Origin of the sequence: Terrabacter sp. BE26 (genome assembly GCF_041941675.1) — a bacterium.
Classification (GTDB): Bacteria; Actinomycetota; Actinomycetes; order Actinomycetales; family Dermatophilaceae; genus Terrabacter.
Genome location: NZ_CP090122.1, coordinates 953,810 through 972,519, shown reverse-complemented (window position 1 = coordinate 972,519; position 18,710 = coordinate 953,810). Strand labels below are relative to the sequence as shown.

Sequence of the window (18,710 nt, the reverse complement as noted above, 5' to 3'; positions counted from 1 at the left end):
TTGCAGGAGGCAGCATGGCCCCGACCGGAGCAGCCCACCCGAGTGACCACGAGGCGGTTACGTCGTCCCCAGCCACGTCGTCCCCAGCCACGTCGTCCCCAGCCGCGACGGACGGCGGTTCGCCGGTCACCGACCGGCCCGTCGCGCTCGTGCTCGGAGGCTCTCGTGGGCTCGGGTTCCTCATCGCCCGCGAGCTGTTGGACCGAGGCCACCACGTGATCCTCGCGGCCCGCGACGAGGACGAGCTCGTCCACGCGGGGCAGGCCCTCGAGGGACGGGGGCCCGTGACGGTCGAGCAGTGCGACGTGCGCGACCGTCACCAGGTCGGGGAGCTCATCGGCAAGGTCGAGCACGTCGTCGGACCCATCGAGGTCCTGCTCACGGTGGCCGGGGTCATCCAGGCCGCCCCGTCCGAGTCGCTGGCCCTGCACGAGTTCGAGGACGCCATGGACACCATGGCGTGGGGACCGATTAACGCGGCGATGACAGTGCTGCCGCACATGCGACGGCGCGGCCGCGGTCGCATCGGCACCATCACCTCGATCGGCGGCATGGTCTCGCCTCCACACCTGCTGCCCTACGCCACCGCCAAGTTCGCGGCCGTGGGCTTCTCCGACGGGCTCGCCGCGGCCCTGAGCGGTACTGGCGTCACGGCCACGACCGTCGTCCCGGGGCTGATGCGCACCGGGGGACACGTGCACGCCCGCTTCGGCGGCGACGCCCCGGCCGAGTACGCCTGGTTCGCCCCGGCGGCCTCGCTCCCGTTGGTGTCCGTGGACGCCGAGCGCGCCGCCCGCCGCATCGTCGACGGCGTGCTCGGGGGCAAGGCCATGGTGGTGCTGACGCCGCTCGCCTGGGTGGGCATCCGGGTCCGCGGCCTGGCGCCGGCGACCACCACGCGGCTGATGGGGGTGGCCGCACGGCTGCTCCCGGGACCGGCGCCGAAGGTGGGGGCGAGGACCGTCGAGGGCGCCGAGGCGGGGCGCCGCCTGGGCTCACCGCTCGTCGACCGGCTCTCGACTCTCGGCCACCGGGCCGCGCGGCGTCTGCAGGGCGAGCGCCCGGGGCCGAGGTGAGGGCCCAGCTCGAGAAACCCGTCATCGACTGCCCGGACCCCCGGCAGCTCGCAGCCTTCTACGCGCGCCTGCTGCGCCTGAGGATCCTCGAGAACGCTCCCGACTGGCTCGTCCTGGGCCGGAGGACAGGTATGCGTGAGCTGGCCTTCCAGCGCGTCGAACCCTGGGTGCCGCCGACCTGGCCGGAGCCCGACCAGCCGCAGCAGATGCACCTCGACATCCGGGTCGACGACGTCGACGCGGCCGAGGCACTGGCGCTCTCGCTCGGGGCCCGACGTGCGCGCCGCTCGCCCGAGCAGGGCCACCGCGTCTTCCTCGATCCGGTGGGTCACCCGTTCTGCCTCGTCCATGGCAGGTCGCTGGTCGACGACCCACGCATGGGCTTCGACACCACCAGGTGACGAGCGGTTTTCAGAGGGGCGCCTCCAACGGTGAGGCGATGCACGGCACCGACTGCAACGACCGCTGAGGGGGCGGCACCTGTCAGGGTGCCGCTTGCCAGCCCTTGACGGAGTCGGCCGTGGCGAGCTCGTCGAGCACCGCTCTCGCGAGAAGCGTGTGGCCGCTCGCATTGGGGTGGTCGCCGTCGTCGAGCAGGTCTTCCGTGGGGTCGCGGGTTCCGCTCTCGCCCTTGAGGGGCGTGTAGGCGTCGACGTACCTCGCTCCCGTGGCGAGGGCCACCTGCTGCAGCGTGTCGTTGACCAGCCGGGTGAGCGAGTCGCTGCCGAGGACGAAGGCCTGGCCCAGTGCCCGCCCGACCGCGCCGTCGCGGGTGACGTTCCAGTAGCCGAGGACCCCGATGCGAAGGTCCGGTCGGTGGTCGATCCGGCGGATCGCCGTGATGATCCGTGTCAGGCCGTCACGGACCCCCGCGAGGGTGGGCGACCAGCAGGACGAGCCCGCCGCGGGAAAGCACCCCTGGTCGGCGACCCGGTCCAGGGCGAAGTCGTTGGCGCCCACCTCGATGAGGACGAGGTCGGCGTTCGCGAGGTGGTCACGGGTGGGCGAGGTGTTGACGTCGTTCTCGACGTCGGCCGTGGTCCAGCCGCCGACGGCATCGTTGTGCACTGTCCAGGGACGGTGGGTCAGCCGTTTCAGCTGCGCGCCGACCTGCTCGACGTAGCCGGTGCAGTTGCACGTCTCCGCCGAGGGGACGGAGTCGCCGAGGCCGACGAGCGTCAGGGGGCCGGTCGGCGCGGACTTCGTGGTCGAGGATGCCGTCGAAGGAGGGGTCGACGACGTGGCCGCCGAGCCCCCGAGCGCGGACGTCGACACCGGCGCGCCCACCAGCGGGGCCGCCGGCGCAAGTCCCTGCACCACTCCGGTGACGCCGAGCGCGGCGAGGACGACGAGCGCGACAACTACTGCGAGCACGTGCCTCGGGTGCGGGCCGCCCGCCCGGGCGCGCCAGAGGGGGGAGTGGTGCGCACCGCGCTCGGTGCGGTCATGGGAGGGCTGGGCACCAGGCATACGCCCTCCGGCCTCAGGCACGGAAGCCCGGCAGCGTCTGCGCCAGCCACGAGAGGGCGGCGGGCACGTACGGGGTCAGGACGGCGTCGCGGTGGCCACCGTGGGCGAGGACGTTGCCCGTGACGTCGAGCGGGCTCCGCGCCACGCTGAGGAACTTCGACGAGGTCGGGTACGACAGCGAGTCCTCCCTGGAGGTGAGCACCCACATGGCGACGGGAGGTGGGTCGTTGCGCGCCATGGCGATGAGGTCGTAGCCCCTGCCGCTCTCCGGGGTGAGCGGGTCGTAGGCCGGTGTGAAGTCGGGTCGGAAGTAGCCGAGGAGGACGACCGCTGCGCCGAAGACGTCCGGGTGGCGCATGGTCAGGGAGGCCGCGCACCAGGCGCCGTAGGAATACCCGAGCGTGGCCCACCCCGTGCGGGAGTGCTGGACGCGGAAGTGACGCACCGTCCAGGCGGGGACGTCGCGGGCCAGCCAGGTGTCGGTCTGGGGCTGTCCGGGCCCGCCGTTGACGCACTCGGTGTCGAGGCCTGCGGGAGTGTCGATGCGCGGCACGACGACGATGGACGGCGCGAGGCGGTGCTCGGCGGTCAGGGTGTCGACGGTGCTGAGGAAGTTCAGGTGCAGAAAGCTGCGCGGGCCACCCGGGAAGCCGTGGAGGCCGAGGATGACCGGGTAGCTCCGGCTGCTGCGCGGGTCGTAGCCGACAGGCAGGTAGACGAGGACCTGCCCGCCGGAGTTGGAGTGCCGGTCTGCGACCGTGTAGGTCTGTAGCCGAGAGCCGGGCTGCGGCAGTGCCGGCAGGACGGCGGGCGTCTTCTCGTTGCGGAAGCCGGGTCCCCGCACGGCGGCGGTGACCACCTCCGGAGTGGTCCCGCCGTGGTGGACCTGGACCGACGGCGAGCGGGAACCGAAGAGGTCGGCCCAGCTGGAGTAGAAGAGGTACTGGTCGTTGAGGGCCGCGCCGGCCAGGGCGACGACGAGGACGTTGAGGAGCACTGCCTGGACCCCACGCACCAGCGCGCGCACGACCGGCGTGCCTCGCCGGGGAAGTCCTGCCACGATGAGCGCGAAGACGCCCGCGGCGAGCAGGCCGAGGACGACGACGAGGCTCGTGTCGGTCAGCTCCATGCCGGGCTCGTCTCTCGCTCGGCCCGCCGGCCGTCCACGGGGCGCACGAAGGGGAACGTCAGGACCGACCGGATGGAGGTGTCGGTCAGCAGCATGACCAGCCGGTCGACGCCGATGCCGAGTCCGCCGCTCGGCGGCATGCCCAGCTCGAGTGCCTGCAGGAAGTCCTCGTCGACCTCCATGGCCTCCGGGTCGCCGGCCGCGGCCTTGAGGGACTGCTCCGTGAGGCGCGCCCGCTGGTCGAGCGGGTCGGTCAGCTCGCTGTACGCCGTGCCGATCTCCATCCCGGCCACGACGAGGTCCCAGCGTTCGGCCAGGCCCGGGGCCGTCCGGTGCCGGCGGGTGAGGGGCGAGGTCTCCGTCGGGAAGTCCGTGTAGAACGTCGGCAGAAGCGTGGCCGGCTCGACGAGCTCGGCGTAGAGCTCCTCGATGATCGCACCGGCGCCCATCTCGGGGCGCACCGCGATGCTGTGCTCCTGGGCGAGGTCGAGGAGCACGTCCAGGTCGGTATCGAGGCCTACCGGCCGCCCCACCGCCTCGGAGACCGCCTCGAGCACCGGCACGACCGGCCACTCGCCGCTGATGTCGACGAGCTCGACACCGCCGTCCCCGCCGTCGCCCGCGGCACGTGACCCGGCCCGGGCCGTGCGTGCGCGTGCGGCGGTCGGCAGCGGCATGACCTCGGTGCCGTGGACGCAGCGGGCGGCCTCGCGGACGAGCCGCTCGGTGAGGTGGCGCATCGTCGTGTAGTCGGCGTGCGGCTGGTAGACCTCCAGCGAGGTGAACTCGGGGTTGTGGGTCGAGTCGGCACCCTCGTTGCGGAAGTTGCGGCCGAGCTCGAAGACCGGGCCCAAGCCGGCCACCAGCAGCCGCTTGAGGTGCAGCTCCGGGGCGATCCGCAGGGTCAGGTCCACGCCGTACGCGTTGCTGAAGGTGCGGAACGGGCGCGCGGTGGCGCCGCCGTGCACCGTGTGGAGCACCGGCGTCTCCACCTCGAGGAAGCCGTCGTCGGTGAGGGTCCGGCGGAGTGAGGCGACCACGGCCGAGCGTCGCCGGAGCAGGTCCACCTCTCCTGGGTGGACGAGCAGGTCGGTCGAGCGATGCAGGGCGCGCGCTTCAGGGTCGTCGAAGGCCCGGAACGGGACCGGGTGCAGCGACTTGGCCTCCATCCGCCAGTCGTGCACGAGCAGGCTGCGGGTCCCGGAGCGGGATCGCCCCATCGGCCCCCCGACCCGCACGAGGTCCCCCCCGTCGACGAAGGCCGTGAAGCGTGCCAGGCAGGGCCGGCCCAGGCGAGCGGCGTCGAGCAGCACCTGCACCCGTGCCTCGCCGTCGACGAGCGTCGCGAAGACCACGCCGCCGTGGTCGCGGACCTCTCTGACGCGCCCGACCACCGAGAGGTGTGGGGACGTCCCGGTCTCCGGGGCCCCATGCACGCTACCGGTGCCAGCCGTGGTCCGGGCCTCCGCCACCACCTGGTCGATCCGGGCGATGGCGGTGGTGGGGGTGGAGGCGGCGCCGACGGGGAAGGGTTCGATGCCCGCCTCGCGCATCCGGGCGAGCGTCGACTCCCGGTGGCGGAACTGGTCGGACCGGCGGGGTCCGAGGGTGCGGAGGTCGACCTCCGGCTCCCCGACCGCCGCGGCGAGGGCCAGATGCTCCGGATCGAGCTCCGCCCGGGCCGTCCGCAGCATCGGATAGGGGATGAATCCCTCCAACGCACCGGCTGCGACTGCGACCTGTGGCAGGGAGACGGCGTCGTCGTAGCAGAGGAAGCGCGGCTGCCAGGTCGGCTCGTACTTCTCGTTGGACCGGTAGAGCCGCTCGAGCTGCCAGAAGCGGTCGAAGAGCCCCAGCACCGATGCGCTGACCCGGGTCAGCGAGCCGGACCCGAGCCGCTCGGCGTCCTCGAACACCGCCCTGAACATGCAGAAGTTCAGCGAGACGCGAGACAGGCCCAGTTCGCCGGCCCGCCCGAGCAGCTGGCTCACCATGAGCTCGGTGACGCCGTTGGGCGCGTCGGGCGAGCGTCGCATGACGTCGAGGGACACCCCGGACCGCCCCCACGGCACCAGGGAGAGAACTCCGGCGAGTGACCCGTCGGGACGGTGGGCGGTCACCTGCAGGATGTCCCGGTCGGCGGGGTCGCCGACGCGGTTCAGGGCCATCGAGAAGCCCCGGTCCGTCTCACCGCTGCGCCACGCCTCGGTGCACGCGGCGATCTCGTCGAGCTCCTCGGCACGAAGGTCTCCCTGCCGCCTCACCTGCACCGTGAGGCCGGCCCGGGTGGCGTGCGCCGCGGCACGGCGCACCGGCGTCAGGGCGGCGAGGCGCAGGTCGAAGCGTCGCGTCTCGAGGATGGCCTCGTCGCCGAGGAGCAGCACCCGCATGCCACCCGTGGAGGCGTACGCGCGCGCGGCCTGCTCGCTCGCGCCGAGCACAGCGGGCACCCACCCGAACTCACGGGCCTCGGCACGCCAGGCATCGATGGCCGCCCGCCAGCCGTCCGGGTCACCGACGGGGTCCCCGGAGGCCAGGGACACGCCGCCGACCACGCGGTAGGTGACGGCTGCGCGCCCGTCGGGTGAGAAGACGGAGGCTTTGTCACGGCGGGTGGCGAAGTAGCCCAGGGAGTCGGCGGATCCGTGGTGGGCGAGCAGCTCGCGCAGCGCCACCTCGCGGTCCGCCGACCAGCGGCTGCGAGGACGGGAGGAGGCCAGGAACAGGGTGACCGCCGCGAGGATCGTGAGGCCGGCGAAGACGGCGACGATGTCGATCACCCACAGCGGCACCGAGCTCAGTCCTGCGGGCCGGCTGACGCCGCCGAACACCGAGAGCACCGTGTCGACGAGGGGGTCGACCTGCGACCTCGGTGCGCCGACGGCGCCGATCAGCACCCACGCCACGCCGATGGTGACGGCCGACCCGAGGGCGAGGGCCGCCAGCGACAGCCCCCAGGAGCCTCGTTGGAGCCGACCCGTGAACTCGTCCCGGATGCGCCAGAGCCACCACAGGGCGAGCGCAGCGACGAAGGTGGACACGATGTCGAGCCCACGACCGAGGCCGCCGCGGCTGTCCCACACCTCAGTGAGCGGCACCTCCATCGACGGAAACGCCTCGACCAGACCGATGTAGAGGCCGAAGACCTGGAAGGCCGCGACGAACCACAGCCCGACCCGCTTCCGCCCGAGCAGCGCCCGCGTGGCGAGGGCGAGCACGACAACGGACAAGAAGGTGGGCGCCACCGGGATGTTGAGCAGGCCGAACAGCTGCTCCACGAGCACGGGGTGGCTCCGTCGCCGGTAGAGCAGGGTGATCACGACCGCGACGAACGTCGCGAGCGCGTAGAGCGCGGTGAGCAGTCGCGCGGGCCGGTGCGACACCGGCGCTCGCGACGAGGGGGTGGCCATGTGCACAGGTTCCGCCTCGCTGCTGGGCCTTCGCTGTGCGTCGCCTGAACGCGGCGCTGGGCCCTGCTCCCTCAGCCGGTGTCTGTCGTGGCGGCGATGACGCGCGTCAGCGAGCGGTGGAGCGCCTGGAGCTCGTGGACGGGCAGGCCCAGGCACTCCATGATCTGCGGAGGCACCTCGAGGGCGCGCTCCCGGAGGCGGCGACCGTCCGGTGTCAGCGTGATGGCGAGGGCGCGGTCGTCGTCGGGGTGCCGGTCACGGGTGACGAGTCCCGCCGCCTCCAGACGCTTGACGAGCGGCGAGAGCGTGGCGGGCTCGAGGCTGAGCAGTCGCCCGACCTCCCGCAGGGTGAGCGGCGAGCGCTCCCAGAGGGCGAGCATGACCAGGTACTGGGGGTGGGTCAGGCCGAGCGGTTCGAGGACCGGCCGGTAGAGACCGATGACGCTGCGTGCGGCGACGGCCAGGGCGAAGCAGACCTGCTGGTCGAGCTGCAGCAGCTGCTCGGGAGCCAGGACGGGCGCGGGGCTGGCGTCAGCGGCGGAGGTTCCTCGGGCCTCGGCCTCGGGGGCGCGCGTCACGTCGTCCTCCTTGCAGGCGGGGTGGTCCAGCAGTGCGGGCCGGCGGCGGCACGTGGTTGGTGGGCTCGTGTGGACCGCATGACCGGTGGCGGTACCCTAACAGTTCGTGCACTAACTGAACCGGAGGCCTTCTCGTGTCGAGCTCCAAGCCCAAGAGCGGGCTGTCCATCGGCTACCGCATCGGCTATCGCATCCGCATGTTCGCCCTGACGATCTTCGGGCCGGCGCAGCTGGGTGAGGGCAACGACCCGAAGGCCCGCCTCGAGCGCGAGCGTGCCGCGCGGGTCGCCCGGGCGCAGGCGACCCCGCCGGGGGACGGGAAGTGACGCCGAGGCGCCGGCTGGCAGCTCCGTTCGGGCCCTGACGTGTCCTGACGCGCCCTGCCATGCCGCGTGCGTCGCTGCCGGTGATGTGGGTACGTCCCGGAGGACAGCGACGAAGGAGAGACATGGGTGACCGAGCAGGACTTTTCGTCATGCTGGCGATCGTCGTCGTGCTGGCCGCGATCCTCTGGGTGATGGTCCCGCGGCGGCGCACCAAGGACGACGTGGAGCACGAGACCCTCAACCCCGAGGTCGAGGCCGTGGACGGCGGCCCTGTCGCAGCGCCGGACCAGGACCGACTGGTCGGCAACCCGCCCACCGACCGGCTGGACGCCTCGGGAGAGGGCAGTGCCGTGGCCGGTGCCGGCGCCGGGGGCTGGACACCCGATGCCCGCGATCCCCTGCGGGCTCCGCCCAGCGACGTGGGCCACTCGCCCGACACGACCTGATCCGACCCGAGATGACCCGGTCCGGCCCTCTGTGGTCGGCCCGTACCACTCGTCTTCCAGGTCCGCTTCCCACCACGGCTTCCCACCACTGCGGAGTACTCTCGGCAGTGACGGGGGACCGGACCCTGGAGGTGGCGTCATGGGTGATCGCTTCGGCCTGATCGTCATGCTGGCCGTGGTTGGAATCTTCGTCGTCGGGCTGGTCGTCGTGGGCCCTCGACACCTCTGGCGCGGAGGTGACTCGAACGAGTCGCTGAACCCGCACATCGACGAGACCGAGCGGAGGCGTCGCGACCACCCCGAGGGGGCCGAGCGGTCCCACCTCGTCGGCAACCCACCCGTCGACACGATCTCTGCCGACGGCTGGGGCGTGGCGAGGCCGGGGGAGGGCGCAGAGGCGGTCGACCTGCCCGAGGACGTCCACCCGGAGCTGCACGAGGAGCGCCGGCGCCGTCCCCGCCACTGAGCAGCGGACCGCGCCCGACAGCCTCCCCCTCAGCGCTCGCGGGCGAGGCGCCAGGTGGTCGTGCTCGCGTGCACCTCACCGGCGCGCAGCACCGTGGTGGGAAATGCCGGTTGGTTGGGCGCGTCGGGGAAGCCCTGCGTCTCCAGGGCGATCCCGGCCCTCGGGGCGTATGCCGTCCCGGACGTGCCGGTGACCGTGCCGTCGAAGTGGGCGCCGGTGTAGACCTGCACGCCGGGCTGGTCGCTGGACACCTCGAGCGTCCGTCCTGACCTGCCGCGCAGGGTCGCGACGTGGCGTGGTCCCGCACCGGTGACGACGAAGTTGTGGTCGAGGCCGTTGCCCAAGCGCAGCTGCTCGTCGTCGGATGCCACCACGTCGCCGAGCCGGGTCGGCTGTCGCAGGTCGAAGGCGGTCCCGGTCACCTGACGCAGCTCGCCGGTCGGCAGCAGCTGGGCGTCCGTCGGGGTGAAGGCGTCGGCCGACAGGCGCAGCTCGTGGTCGTCCACCGAACCGCTCGCCTCGCCGTCGAGGTTGAAGTAGCTGTGGTTGGTCAGGTTCACCACGGTGTCGCGGTCGGCGGTGGCGGTGTAGTCGATCCGTACCGTCCCGGGCTGCACCGAGTAGGTCACGGTCACCTCGAGGGCGCCGGGGAAGCCCTGGTCGCCGTCGGGGCTGTGCAGGCCGAGGCGCACGTGCGCCGGGCCCTGGTCCTGCACCTCCCACTGCCGGCGGTCGAAGCCCACGCGGCCGCCGTGCAGGGCGTTGCCGTTCTCGTTGGCGGCCAGGACGTGCTCCATCCCGTCGAGGCTGAACCGCGCCCCGGCGATGCGGTTGCCGAACCGCCCGATGGTGGCGCCCAGATAGCCGCCGTTCACGGCGTACGTCATCGGATCGGCGTGTCCCAGAACGACATTCGCCTCGCCCTCGTCGTCCGTGAGCACGAGGCGACGGACCGCCGCTCCGGCGGCGACGACCTCGAGGAGCAGGCCCCCGGCGACGAGCTCGACCGACATCGGGCCGGTGGCGGACGTGGCTGGCATGGGGCGCTCCTGTGGGGGGTCGGGGTGGGCGGCGCGGTCCGCAGGCGCCGGAACGACGCGACTGCAGGCGGTCCGTTGTCGACAGGCGGGAAGGCGCGCACCGAACGGGATGTCGCCGAGCCGTGGCCGAGGACGGAACGGACCGACGGCAGAATCAGAGCATGGCGGAGACGAACTGGGCTGGCAACCACACCTATCGCGCTCGCATCGAGCGGGTGCGCTCGGTCGAGCACCTTCAGGAGGTCGTCGCGGCTGCGCCCCGCGTCCGGGCCCTCGGGTCGCGGCACAGCTTCACCGACATCACCGACACCGACGGCGGTGTCCTCGTCTCGCTCGCCGACCTCCCGCCGGCGGTGGAGGTCGACCCGGCCTCCCGCACCGCACGCGTGGCGGGCTGGACGACATACGGCCTCGTCGGGACGCAGCTGCAGGCCGAGGGGTGGGCGCTGGCCAACCTCGCCTCGCTGCCCCACATCTCGGTGGCCGGGGCCCTGGCGACGGGAACGCACGGATCGGGGGTCGCAAACGGCTCACTCGCGACGGCCGTCGCCGCGCTCGAGATCGTCGGCGCGAACGGCGAGCTGCGCACCGTGCGCCGCGGCGACCCCGACTTCCACGCCAGCGTCGTCTCCCTCGGAGCACTCGGCGTCGTCACGTCGGTGACCCTGGACATCGAGCCGGCCTATGACGTGCGACAGGCCGTCTACACGGGCCTGCGCTGGGACACCGTCGGTGGTGACCTGGACGCGCTCCTCTCGAGCGCCTACAGCGTCAGCCTCTTCACCCGGTGGGGTGACGAGGTCGAGCAGGTCTGGCTCAAGAGCCGGGCGGACGCCGTGCCCGGGCACCTCTTCGGTGCGCCACCGGCCGCCACTACGATGCACATGCTCGAGGGGGGTGACCCGGAGGCGGTCACCCCGCAGCTCGGCGTCGCCGGCCCCTGGCTCGACCGCCTGCCGCACTTCCGGATGGGTTTCACCCCGAGCCGCGGGGTCGAGCTGCAGAGCGAGTACCTCTTCCCGCGGAGCCACGTCGGCGAGGCCGTCGACCGCCTGAGACGCCTGCGCGAGCTCCTCGCGCCCGTCCTGCAGGCCAGCGAGCTGCGCACGGTGGCCGCCGACGAGCACTGGCTCAGCAGCGCCTACGGCCAGGACGTCGTGGGGGTGCACTTCACGTGGGTGCGCGACGCGCAGCGGGTGTATGCCGTCCTGCCGGTCCTCGAGGACGCCCTGCTGCCGCTCGGGGCCCGCCCCCACTGGGGCAAGTGCTTCGTCGCGGAGGCCGGCCGGCTCGAGCCGCTCTACCCGCGGATGGCCGACTTCCGTGCGCTGCGCGACCGGGTCGACCCCGACCGCGTCTTCGACAACGCCTTCCTGCGACGCGTGATCGGCTGACGCAGGTCGGCGGGACCGGCCGGGTGGGCGCGGTCTGCCCCGTCGGCTCGACCAGCCTGACCGGTGTCGTCAGAAGTCTCCGGCGCTGTCGCGCAGCCGCGTCAGCACGTCGACGAGGGAGCGCACGTCCTCGGCACCGAGGTCCGGCTGCTCGAACACCTCGGCGTTGAGCACCTTCGTCGCGCGCTCGGCCAGCTCGCGGCCGGCGGGCGTGAGCGCCACGAGCATGGCGCGTCGGTCGTCAGGGTGCGTCGAGCGCGTGACGAGCCCGGCGTCCTCGAGACGGTCGACGGCGTTGGTGACGCTCGTGGGGTGCACCTGCAGGCGCGAGCCGATCACCTTCATCGGCAAGGACCCCCGCTTGCTGAACCACAACAGCATCAGGACCTCGTAGCGCGCGAACGTGACCCCCAGGGGCTTGAGCGTGGCCTCGACGCGCGCGAGCACGATCTGGTGGGCGCGCATGAGCGAGGTGATCGCCGCCATGCCGTCGGCGGCTGCCTCCCAGCCCTGGTCGGTCCACTGCTGGCGAGCGCGCGCGATGGGGTCGAAGCCGAGGCCCGTGCCGACAGAGCCGACGGTGCCCGCAGCGTGCGCGCTGCTGGCCGCCGGGGCACTCGATCCCGCAGTCATCCCGTCATCGTACGGGGACGACGCGTTGACGTCCATTATTAGGAAGTCCTAGTATTTTCGCATGTCCGACGCAGCGCAGCGCGAGCACCACCAGCCCTCCCACCACGTCCGCCTCGTCACGGCCAGCAGCCTCTTCGACGGGCACGACGCCTCGATCAACATCATGCGGCGGATCATGCAGACGCAGGGGGCCGAGGTGATCCACCTCGGCCACAACCGCTCGGTCCAGGAGGTCGTCGACGCGGCGATCGAGGAGGACGTGCAGGGCGTCGCGGTCAGCTCCTACCAGGGCGGGCACGTCGAGTACTTCGAGTACCTCGTGCAGCTGCTCAAGGAGAACGGGGCCGGCCACATCCGCGTCGTCGGCGGCGGCGGCGGCGTCATCGTCCCCGAGGAGATCGCGCGGCTGCGCGAGTCCGGGGTCACCATCTTCAGCCCCGAGGACGGCCAGCGGCTTGGCCTCGCCGGGATGATCAACAGCGTCATCGCCGACTGCGACTTCGACCCGTGGGAGATCGGCGCACCGTCGCTCGACGCCGTCCTCGCCGGCGACCGCACGGCCGTGGCGCGCGCCATCACCGGCGCCCAGGAGGGTGAGCTCGACGTCTCGACCCTCGGCGGCATCCGCGAGGCCGCCGCCCGCCGCCGCGTCCCCGTGCTCGGCATCACCGGCACCGGTGGCTCGGGCAAGTCGAGCCTCACCGACGAGCTGATCCGCCGACTGCGCCTCGACCAGCAGGACAAGCTGCGCGTCGCCGTCCTCGCCGTCGACCCCACCCGCAGTCGTGGCGGCGGTGCTCTCCTCGGCGACCGCATCCGGATGAGCTCCCTCGACGGCGACCGCGTCTACTTCCGCAGCCTCGCCACCCGCGGCGGCTCCCAGGTCCCGACGCACCTCGACGACGTGCTCTCCGTCGTCAGGGCCGCCGGCTACGACCTCGTCATCCTCGAGACGCCGGGCATCGGACAGGGCGACGCCGCGATCGTCGACTACGCCGACGTCTCCCTCTACGTCATGACACCCGAGTTCGGCGCCAGCAGCCAGCTCGAGAAGATCGACATGCTCGACCGGGCCGACGTCGTGGCCATCAACAAGTTCGAGCGCCGCGGCGCCGAGGACGCCCTTCGCGACGTGGGGCGCCAGATGGTGCGCAACCGCGAGGCCTTCGGCAAGGGCCCCGCCGACATGCCCGTCTTCGGCACCTCGGCCGCCACCTTCAACGACGACGGCGTGACCGCGCTCTACCAGGAGCTGCGAGACCTGCTGTGCTACAAGGGGATGCCCGTCGCGGAGGGAGTCCTGCCGCGCGTCGCCACCAAGCAGTCGACGCGCATCGCCACCATCGTCCCGGCCTCCCGCGTGCGCTACCTCTCCGAGATCAGCGACACCGTCCGCGGCTACCACGAGGCCACCGAGCGGTATGCCGCCGCAGCGAGTCGCGTGCAGCGCCTCGAGTCCGTGCGGGGCGAGCTGGCAGACGCGGCCGCGGCCGACGAGGTCGGCAGCGCCGGCACCGCGGTCGATGCCGTCGACGCACTGCTCGAGGAGGCCCGCACCGACCTGCCGGCCGAGGTGGCGGGAGCCGTCGCTGCCTGGCCGTCCGTCGTCGAGTCCTACTCCGGCGACGAGCAGGTCGTGCGCATCCGCGGCAAGGAGATCCGCAATGTCCTGACGCGAGAGTCGCTCTCCGGCAACAAGATCCCGCGCGTCGCCCTGCCGCGCTACCGCGACCACGGCGAGCTCGTCAGCTTCCTGCGCCGCGAGAACCTCCCGGGCTACTACCCGTTCACGGCCGGCGTCTTCCCGTTCAAGCGCGAGGGGGAGGACCCCGCGCGCATGTTCGCAGGCGAGGGCGACCCGTTCCGGACCAACCGGCGCTTCAAGCTGCTCTCCGAGGGCCAACCGGCCACGCGACTGTCGACGGCGTTCGACTCCGTCACCCTCTACGGCCGCGACCCCGACCCGCGCCCCGACGTCTACGGCAAGGTCGGCACCTCCGGGGTCTCGATCGCCACCCTCGACGACATGAAGGCGCTCTACGACGGCTTCGACCTCGTCAGCCCGACCACCTCCGTGTCGATGACGATCAACGGTCCCGCGCCGACGATCCTCGCCTTCTTCCTCAACACCGCGATCGACCAGCAGGTCGACGCCTTCCGGGCGCGGGAGGGCCGGGAGCCGAGCGACGAGGAGCGCACCGAGCTGACGGCATACGCCCTCGCCAACGTGCGGGGCACGGTGCAGGCCGACATCCTCAAGGAGGACCAGGGTCAGAACACCTGCATCTTCAGCACCGAGTTCAGCCTCAAGATGATGGCGGACATCCAGGAGTGGTTCATCGAGCACTCGGTGCGCAACTTCTACTCCGTGTCGATCTCCGGGTACCACATCGCCGAGGCCGGGGCCAACCCGATCAGCCAGCTCGCCTTCACCCTCGCCAACGGGTTCACCTACGTCGAGAGCTACCTCGCGCGCGGGATGGCGGTCGACGACTTCGCGCCGAACCTGTCCTTCTTCCTCAGCAACGGCATGGACCCCGAGTACTCCGTCCTCGGCCGCGTCGCCCGCCGCATCTGGGCCGTCGCGATGAAGGAGAGGTACGGCGCGGGGGAGCGCAGCCAGAAGCTGAAGTACCACGTGCAGACGTCGGGCCGCTCCCTGCACGCGCAGGAGATGGACTTCAACGACATCCGCACCACGCTGCAGGCGCTCATCGCGATCTACGACAACGCGAACTCCTTGCACACCAACGCCTTCGACGAGGCCGTGACGACCCCGTCGGAGGAGTCGGTGCGCCGCGCGCTCGCGATCCAGCTCATCATCAACCGCGAGTGGGGCCTCGCGATGAACGAGAACCCGCTCCAGGGCTCGTTCGTCATCGACGAGCTGACCGACCTCGTCGAGGCCGCCGTCCTCAAGGAGTTCGACCGCATCACCGAGCGCGGCGGCGTGCTCGGCGCGATGGAGACCGGCTACCAGCGCGGTCGCATCCAGGACGAGTCGATGCTCTACGAGCACCGCAAGCACGACGGAAGCCTGCCGATCATCGGCGTCAACACCTTCCGCAACCCGCACGAGGGCGAGACGCCCCGCAAGGTCGTCCTCGCCCGCGGCACCGAGGAGGAGAAGCAGAGCCAGCTCTCCCGGGTGCGGGCCTTCCGGGCGACGCACGAGGTCGAGGCGAAGGCGGCGCTCGAGGCCCTCAAGGCCGTGGCCATCGAGGGCGGCAACGTCTTCGACGTCCTCATGCGGGCGGCGCGGGTGTGCTCGCTCCAGCAGGTGACCGAGGCCTTCTTCGAGGTCGGCGGCCAGTACCGCCGCAACGTCTGACCCCCTCCTCACCCGTCGAAAGGCCAAACTCTGCCCGTGCTGCCCAGTCGAGAGGCCACTTCGTGCCGTCCGTGACGCTGTCCGACGACCTGGCGTATGCCGTGTCGTTCCCTGCACCGCCACGCCGGGTCGTGTCGCTGGTGCCGTCCATCACGGAGGCCCTGGCGGCGACGTGCCCCGAGCGGCTGGTCGGGGCGACGGACTGGTGCACGCACCCGAGCAACCTTGCGGTGCAACGCGTCCGGGGTACCAAGAACCCCGACCGTGCCGCCATCGCGGCCCTGCGCCCCGATCTCGTCGTGGCCAACAAGGAGGAGAACCGCGAGCTCGACGTGCAGCGGCTGCGGGCTGACGGCATACGCGTCTGGGTGACCGACATCGAGACCGTGCCGGGCGCGCTCGACTCGCTCGAGCGCCTCTTCGTGGACGTCCTCGACGTCGACACGCCGGGCTGGCTCTCGGCGGCCCGGGAGGAGTGGGCGGGACCGATGCCGGAGCCGGCCCGCGACGTCGCGATCGCGATCTGGCGCGATCCCTGGATGGCCGTCGGCCGCGACACCTTCACCGGTGACGTCGTCGCCAGGCTCGGCTGGCGCAATGTGCTCGCGGGCTCGAGCGACCGCTACCCGCACGTCGACCTGCCGGACCTGGACCGGGACGGACTGATCGTCCTGCTGCCGGACGAGCCGTACGTCTTCACCGCTGACGACGGCCCCGAGGCGTTCACCCGCGCCCGCACGGCGCTCGTGAGCGGCCGGCTCCTCACCTGGTACGGCCCCTCACTCGTCGGTGCCTGGACGGTCCTGACAGCGGCGGTCCAGGGCTGACCGCAGACCCTGGCCTCCGAGACGGTCGGGAGGCGGCCGTCAGTCCTCGACGACGAGGAGGCCGGCGAGCATGAGCCGGCGGGCCAGGTCGAGCCCGACCATGTCGGCGCGCAGCTCACCGTCCGCGACCAGTGCCACGAACGTGCCCACGTCGTGGGCCTCGACCGGGAAGTCGGCCAGCCGGCTGCGCAGCGTCGCGGACCCGTCATCCCCGGGCACGAGACGGGCGGCCACGTGCGGGCGCAGCCGCAGGACCGTGTCGGGGGAGAGGGCGTGCGCGGCTGCCACCTGCGCGAGCGGGCCGACGGGAGCCGGGCGCGAGGCCGCCCGCGCCCGTGCCTCGAGGGCGTCGACGACGGCGGCCGGCTCGATCGACTGAAGGGCGCCCACGAGCGCTGCCCGCACGAGCTCGACGTCGGGCGTGATGGCCCGGTGGTCGAACCCGCCGCTCGACAGCTCGAGGGACGCGCGCACCCGCTCGTCACGGCTCGCCTCGGCCAGCGCCATGGCGACCATCTCGTCGGCGACGTGCCGGCGGGTCCACACGTGGACCCCCAGGGTCAGGTGGATGCTGACGCCGCCGAGCGCCGTGGCGGAGTGCACCCAGCCCCGCGGCAGGTAGAGCACGTCACCAGCACGGAGCGTGAACTCCTGGTCGGGCTCGCGCAGCGCGGCCTCCTGCACCTCGACGCGGTGGCCGGTCCAGGGCTCGTCACGTAGTGGCGCCGCGTGGACCGGACGGCGCACGCGCCAGCGCTTCTCCCCGCGCATCTGGAGCACGAAGACGTCGTGGACGTCGTAGTGGTCGCTGAAGCCGGTGTTCTGGCTGGGCGTGACGTAGGCGTTCGCCTGGACGGGGTGGCCCAGCTCCTCGGCCAGCTGCTGGGTGAAGTCGAGGAGGGGAGCCCAGGTGCGGTGCAGGCCCTGGAGCACGATGGTGGCCCCGTCGGCGAAGTGCCCGAGCAGCCTGTCGTCGCTGACCTGGTCGGCGACCGAGGCACCCACCCCGCCGCCCTGCGTGAACTCCCGGTCGCCGAGCGTCCGGCCGTTCTTCGCCACGCGGAGGAAGGGCGCGCGCAGGCCACGACGCGACACCAGCTCGTCGACCGACTCCTCGCCGAAGAGGTCGGTCAGGCCGTCGGCAAGGTCCGCGGCACGCGTGACGACCGGGGCGCGGGCCCAGTGGGCGCGGGCGAACTCCTCGGGGCTGAACGGGACCAGTCGCTCCAGAGCCGAGTGCCCACGCTCGTGCGTGGGCACCCGGTCCGCCGTGCCAGCGGTCATCAGATGGCGTTCGTCGGGTCCACCCCGGCTCCGCCGTCGGCGCCGCCGTCGTGGCTGCTCGTGTCGGCGCCGCCGTCGGCCGGTCCTTCACCACCCGCGCCACCATCGGCGCCGCCGTCGTGGCTGCTCGTGTCGGCGCCGCCGTCGGCCGGTCCTTCACCACCCGCGCCACCATCGGCGCCGCCGTCGTGGCTGCTGGTGTCGGCGCCGCCGTCCGCGGGACCCTCGGTCAGCGGGTCGTCGCTGGTGGACTCGCCCACCGGGTCGATCGGGGTGTCGCTCATGGCTTCTCCTCCACAGGGTGCGGCTGCGGCGCCGGCTGACGCCGTCGCGGTGCTCCTACCCGCTCGCAGCGACTCTGGCACGTCCCGCCGTGTCGTTTTCTCATCGGATCGTCGAGTCGAGCAGGGCGGGCACCGAGGGCGTCCACCGGGAGTCCGTGCTCGACCCCGGCTGACGGCTCAGGTGAGGTGGTCGAAGTCCCCCCGGGTCCACGCGGCGTGCCGGTCGGCGGACGCCTCCACGACGCCCTTGGCCCCCGCCGGCACGACGGCGCCGAAGTTGTTGTAGAGACGGTCGTAGTGCAGCCTCTCCAGCTGGCTCGCGATGCGCTGGACGACGTTGCCGGACAACGGGATCCGATTGGGGTAGCTGCGCATGAAGCTGACCGAGCGGCGGTCCGGGTTGGGGAACACGGCGTCCCCGGCGAGGAGCACGCCGCGCCCCTGCGCCCCCGCCACCCACTCGACCACGGCCTGACCGCGGAAGTGCCCACCGACGCGGTGGAGGGTCAGACCCGGAGCCACGTCGCGTCGCTCGTCGTAGAGCTCGACGAGCGGGTCACGGCGGCGCACCCACTCGGCGTCGGGCGTCGCGACGAGGACGGGCACCTCGCCCAGTGCCCGTGCCCACTCGGTCTGGACGCCGTACATGTGCGGGTGGCTCGCCGCCACCGCGAGGGTCGGCCCGAGCGACCGCACCTGCTCGACCGCGGCGTCGTCGACGTAGCCGACGCAGTCGAAGAGGAGCACCCCCTCGGGCACGCGGACGACCGTGGTCTGCTGGCCGATGCCCACGGCCGGCTCGGCGCGCAGCCCCCACATGTCCGGCTCGACCTCGGCGACGGTGACCCGGGTGCCCGCGCTGCGGAGCCGCTCGAGGGTCGTCCAGCGCTGGCCCTCCTCCGGCACCCACTGCCTTTCGTCCTCGCAGATCGCACAGGAGTCCGGCGGCTCCGGCAGGTCGGCGGTCTCGACCCCGCAGGTCTCGCAGATCCAGATCACGCGGTCAGCCTGCCGGT

The 18,710-nt window shown here is 72.4% G+C and carries 17 protein-coding genes; 8 read left to right on the top strand and 9 right to left on the bottom strand.

Going from position 1 to position 18,710, the window contains the following annotated elements; genetic code table 11:
• Nucleotides 1–14: 14 nt before the first annotated feature.
• Nucleotides 15–1,076, top strand: coding sequence for an SDR family NAD(P)-dependent oxidoreductase (locus LQK93_RS04565; RefSeq protein ID WP_374970367.1), 1,062 nt, complete (start codon nucleotides 15–17; stop codon nucleotides 1,074–1,076).
• Nucleotides 1,073–1,477 (top strand): VOC family protein, encoded by a 405-nt coding sequence (locus LQK93_RS04560; RefSeq protein ID WP_374970366.1) that lies wholly within the window; start codon nucleotides 1,073–1,075, stop codon nucleotides 1,475–1,477. The genes LQK93_RS04565 and LQK93_RS04560 overlap by 4 nt, the downstream gene beginning before the upstream one ends.
• Nucleotides 1,478–1,559: 82 nt before the next feature.
• Here the strand turns inward: LQK93_RS04560 and LQK93_RS04555 are convergent, their stop codons facing one another.
• The 4 genes from LQK93_RS04555 to LQK93_RS04540 all read right to left on the bottom strand — a co-directional run bounded on the left by LQK93_RS04555 (nucleotide 1,560) and on the right by LQK93_RS04540 (nucleotide 7,597).
• Entirely contained in the window at nucleotides 1,560–2,450 is an 891-nt protein-coding gene (locus tag LQK93_RS04555) for an SGNH/GDSL hydrolase family protein (protein WP_374970365.1), read from the bottom strand.
• A gap of 109 nt (nucleotides 2,451–2,559) precedes the next feature.
• Nucleotides 2,560–3,675 (bottom strand): alpha/beta hydrolase, encoded by a 1,116-nt coding sequence (locus LQK93_RS04550; RefSeq protein WP_374970364.1) that lies wholly within the window; start codon nucleotides 3,673–3,675, stop codon nucleotides 2,560–2,562.
• A complete protein-coding gene (gene lysX, locus LQK93_RS04545) occupies nucleotides 3,666–7,085 on the bottom strand; it encodes a bifunctional lysylphosphatidylglycerol synthetase/lysine--tRNA ligase LysX (protein ID WP_374970363.1) in 3,420 nt (1,139 codons plus the stop codon). The genes LQK93_RS04550 and lysX overlap by 10 nt, the downstream gene beginning before the upstream one ends.
• A gap of 71 nt (nucleotides 7,086–7,156) precedes the next feature.
• Nucleotides 7,157–7,597 (bottom strand): MarR family winged helix-turn-helix transcriptional regulator, encoded by a 441-nt coding sequence (locus LQK93_RS04540; protein WP_374971449.1) that lies wholly within the window; start codon nucleotides 7,595–7,597, stop codon nucleotides 7,157–7,159.
• Nucleotides 7,598–7,797: 200 nt separating this feature from the next.
• On the opposite strand from LQK93_RS04540, the gene LQK93_RS04535 reads away from it, so the two are divergent.
• From LQK93_RS04535 to LQK93_RS04525, 3 genes are all read left to right on the top strand, one after another.
• On the top strand, nucleotides 7,798–7,989 hold the full coding sequence (locus LQK93_RS04535; protein WP_374970362.1) for a hypothetical protein: 192 nt from the start codon (nucleotides 7,798–7,800) through the stop codon (nucleotides 7,987–7,989).
• Nucleotides 7,990–8,111: 122 nt separating this feature from the next.
• On the top strand, nucleotides 8,112–8,435 hold the full coding sequence (locus LQK93_RS04530) for a hypothetical protein (protein ID WP_374970361.1): 324 nt from the start codon (nucleotides 8,112–8,114) through the stop codon (nucleotides 8,433–8,435).
• A gap of 139 nt (nucleotides 8,436–8,574) precedes the next feature.
• A complete protein-coding gene (locus tag LQK93_RS04525) occupies nucleotides 8,575–8,901 on the top strand; it encodes a hypothetical protein (RefSeq protein ID WP_374970360.1) in 327 nt (108 codons plus the stop codon).
• 29 nt (nucleotides 8,902–8,930) lie between these two features.
• Here the strand turns inward: LQK93_RS04525 and LQK93_RS04520 are convergent, their stop codons facing one another.
• Nucleotides 8,931–9,941, bottom strand: a complete 1,011-nt coding sequence (locus LQK93_RS04520; RefSeq protein WP_374970359.1) for an aldose epimerase family protein — start codon at nucleotides 9,939–9,941, stop codon at nucleotides 8,931–8,933.
• 161 nt (nucleotides 9,942–10,102) lie between these two features.
• On the opposite strand from LQK93_RS04520, the gene LQK93_RS04515 reads away from it, so the two are divergent.
• Nucleotides 10,103–11,335 carry a D-arabinono-1,4-lactone oxidase gene (locus tag LQK93_RS04515; RefSeq protein WP_374970358.1) on the top strand — a complete coding sequence of 411 codons (1,233 nt, stop codon included), beginning with the start codon at nucleotides 10,103–10,105 and terminating at the stop codon, nucleotides 11,333–11,335.
• A 69-nt stretch (nucleotides 11,336–11,404) separates the two neighbouring features.
• On the opposite strand, the gene LQK93_RS04510 is transcribed toward LQK93_RS04515, so the two are convergent.
• A complete protein-coding gene (locus LQK93_RS04510) occupies nucleotides 11,405–11,968 on the bottom strand; it encodes a MarR family winged helix-turn-helix transcriptional regulator (RefSeq protein ID WP_374970357.1) in 564 nt (187 codons plus the stop codon).
• 61 nt (nucleotides 11,969–12,029) lie between these two features.
• Here LQK93_RS04510 and icmF point away from each other — a divergent pair, with 61 nt between their 5' ends.
• Together icmF and LQK93_RS04500 are read left to right on the top strand one after the other, a co-directional pair.
• The gene (icmF, locus tag LQK93_RS04505) at nucleotides 12,030–15,299 is read left to right on the top strand and encodes a fused isobutyryl-CoA mutase/GTPase IcmF (protein WP_374970356.1); all 3,270 of its coding nucleotides are present in this window, start codon (nucleotides 12,030–12,032) and stop codon (nucleotides 15,297–15,299) included.
• A 62-nt stretch (nucleotides 15,300–15,361) separates the two neighbouring features.
• Complete coding sequence (locus LQK93_RS04500; RefSeq protein WP_374970355.1) at nucleotides 15,362–16,126, top strand: helical backbone metal receptor; 765 nt, start codon at nucleotides 15,362–15,364, stop codon at nucleotides 16,124–16,126.
• Nucleotides 16,127–16,165: 39 nt separating this feature from the next.
• Here LQK93_RS04500 and LQK93_RS04495 read toward each other — a convergent pair whose 3' ends face one another.
• The 3 genes from LQK93_RS04495 to LQK93_RS04485 all read right to left on the bottom strand — a co-directional run bounded on the left by LQK93_RS04495 (nucleotide 16,166) and on the right by LQK93_RS04485 (nucleotide 18,693).
• Nucleotides 16,166–17,410, bottom strand: a complete 1,245-nt coding sequence (locus tag LQK93_RS04495) for a cupin domain-containing protein (protein ID WP_374970354.1) — start codon at nucleotides 17,408–17,410, stop codon at nucleotides 16,166–16,168.
• On the bottom strand, nucleotides 17,410–17,694 hold the full coding sequence (locus tag LQK93_RS04490; RefSeq protein ID WP_374970353.1) for a BatC protein: 285 nt from the start codon (nucleotides 17,692–17,694) through the stop codon (nucleotides 17,410–17,412). The genes LQK93_RS04495 and LQK93_RS04490 overlap by 1 nt, the downstream gene beginning before the upstream one ends.
• Nucleotides 17,695–17,871: 177 nt before the next feature.
• Nucleotides 17,872–18,693, bottom strand: a complete 822-nt coding sequence (locus LQK93_RS04485) for a hydrolase (RefSeq protein WP_374970352.1) — start codon at nucleotides 18,691–18,693, stop codon at nucleotides 17,872–17,874.
• Nucleotides 18,694–18,710 lie beyond the last annotated feature (17 nt).

What these genes read in the sequence shown, in the direction of transcription:
- LQK93_RS04530 (WP_374970361.1), top strand. Translation starts at nt 8,112, where the DNA reads ATGGGTGACCGAGCAGGACTTTTCGTCATGCTGGCGATCGTCGTCGTG.
- LQK93_RS04550 (WP_374970364.1), bottom strand. Translation starts at nt 3,675, where the DNA reads ATGGAGCTGACCGACACGAGCCTCGTCGTCGTCCTCGGCCTGCTCGCC.
- LQK93_RS04525 (WP_374970360.1), top strand. Translation starts at nt 8,575, where the DNA reads ATGGGTGATCGCTTCGGCCTGATCGTCATGCTGGCCGTGGTTGGAATC.
- LQK93_RS04565 (WP_374970367.1), top strand. Translation starts at nt 15, where the DNA reads ATGGCCCCGACCGGAGCAGCCCACCCGAGTGACCACGAGGCGGTTACG.
- lysX (WP_374970363.1), bottom strand. Translation starts at nt 7,085, where the DNA reads ATGGCCACCCCCTCGTCGCGAGCGCCGGTGTCGCACCGGCCCGCGCGA.
- icmF (WP_374970356.1), top strand. Translation starts at nt 12,030, where the DNA reads ATGTCCGACGCAGCGCAGCGCGAGCACCACCAGCCCTCCCACCACGTC.
- LQK93_RS04510 (WP_374970357.1), bottom strand. Translation starts at nt 11,968, where the DNA reads ATGACTGCGGGATCGAGTGCCCCGGCGGCCAGCAGCGCGCACGCTGCG.
- LQK93_RS04490 (WP_374970353.1), bottom strand. Translation starts at nt 17,694, where the DNA reads ATGAGCGACACCCCGATCGACCCGGTGGGCGAGTCCACCAGCGACGAC.
- LQK93_RS04515 (WP_374970358.1), top strand. Translation starts at nt 10,103, where the DNA reads ATGGCGGAGACGAACTGGGCTGGCAACCACACCTATCGCGCTCGCATC.
- LQK93_RS04495 (WP_374970354.1), bottom strand. Translation starts at nt 17,410, where the DNA reads ATGACCGCTGGCACGGCGGACCGGGTGCCCACGCACGAGCGTGGGCAC.
- LQK93_RS04520 (WP_374970359.1), bottom strand. Translation starts at nt 9,941, where the DNA reads ATGCCAGCCACGTCCGCCACCGGCCCGATGTCGGTCGAGCTCGTCGCC.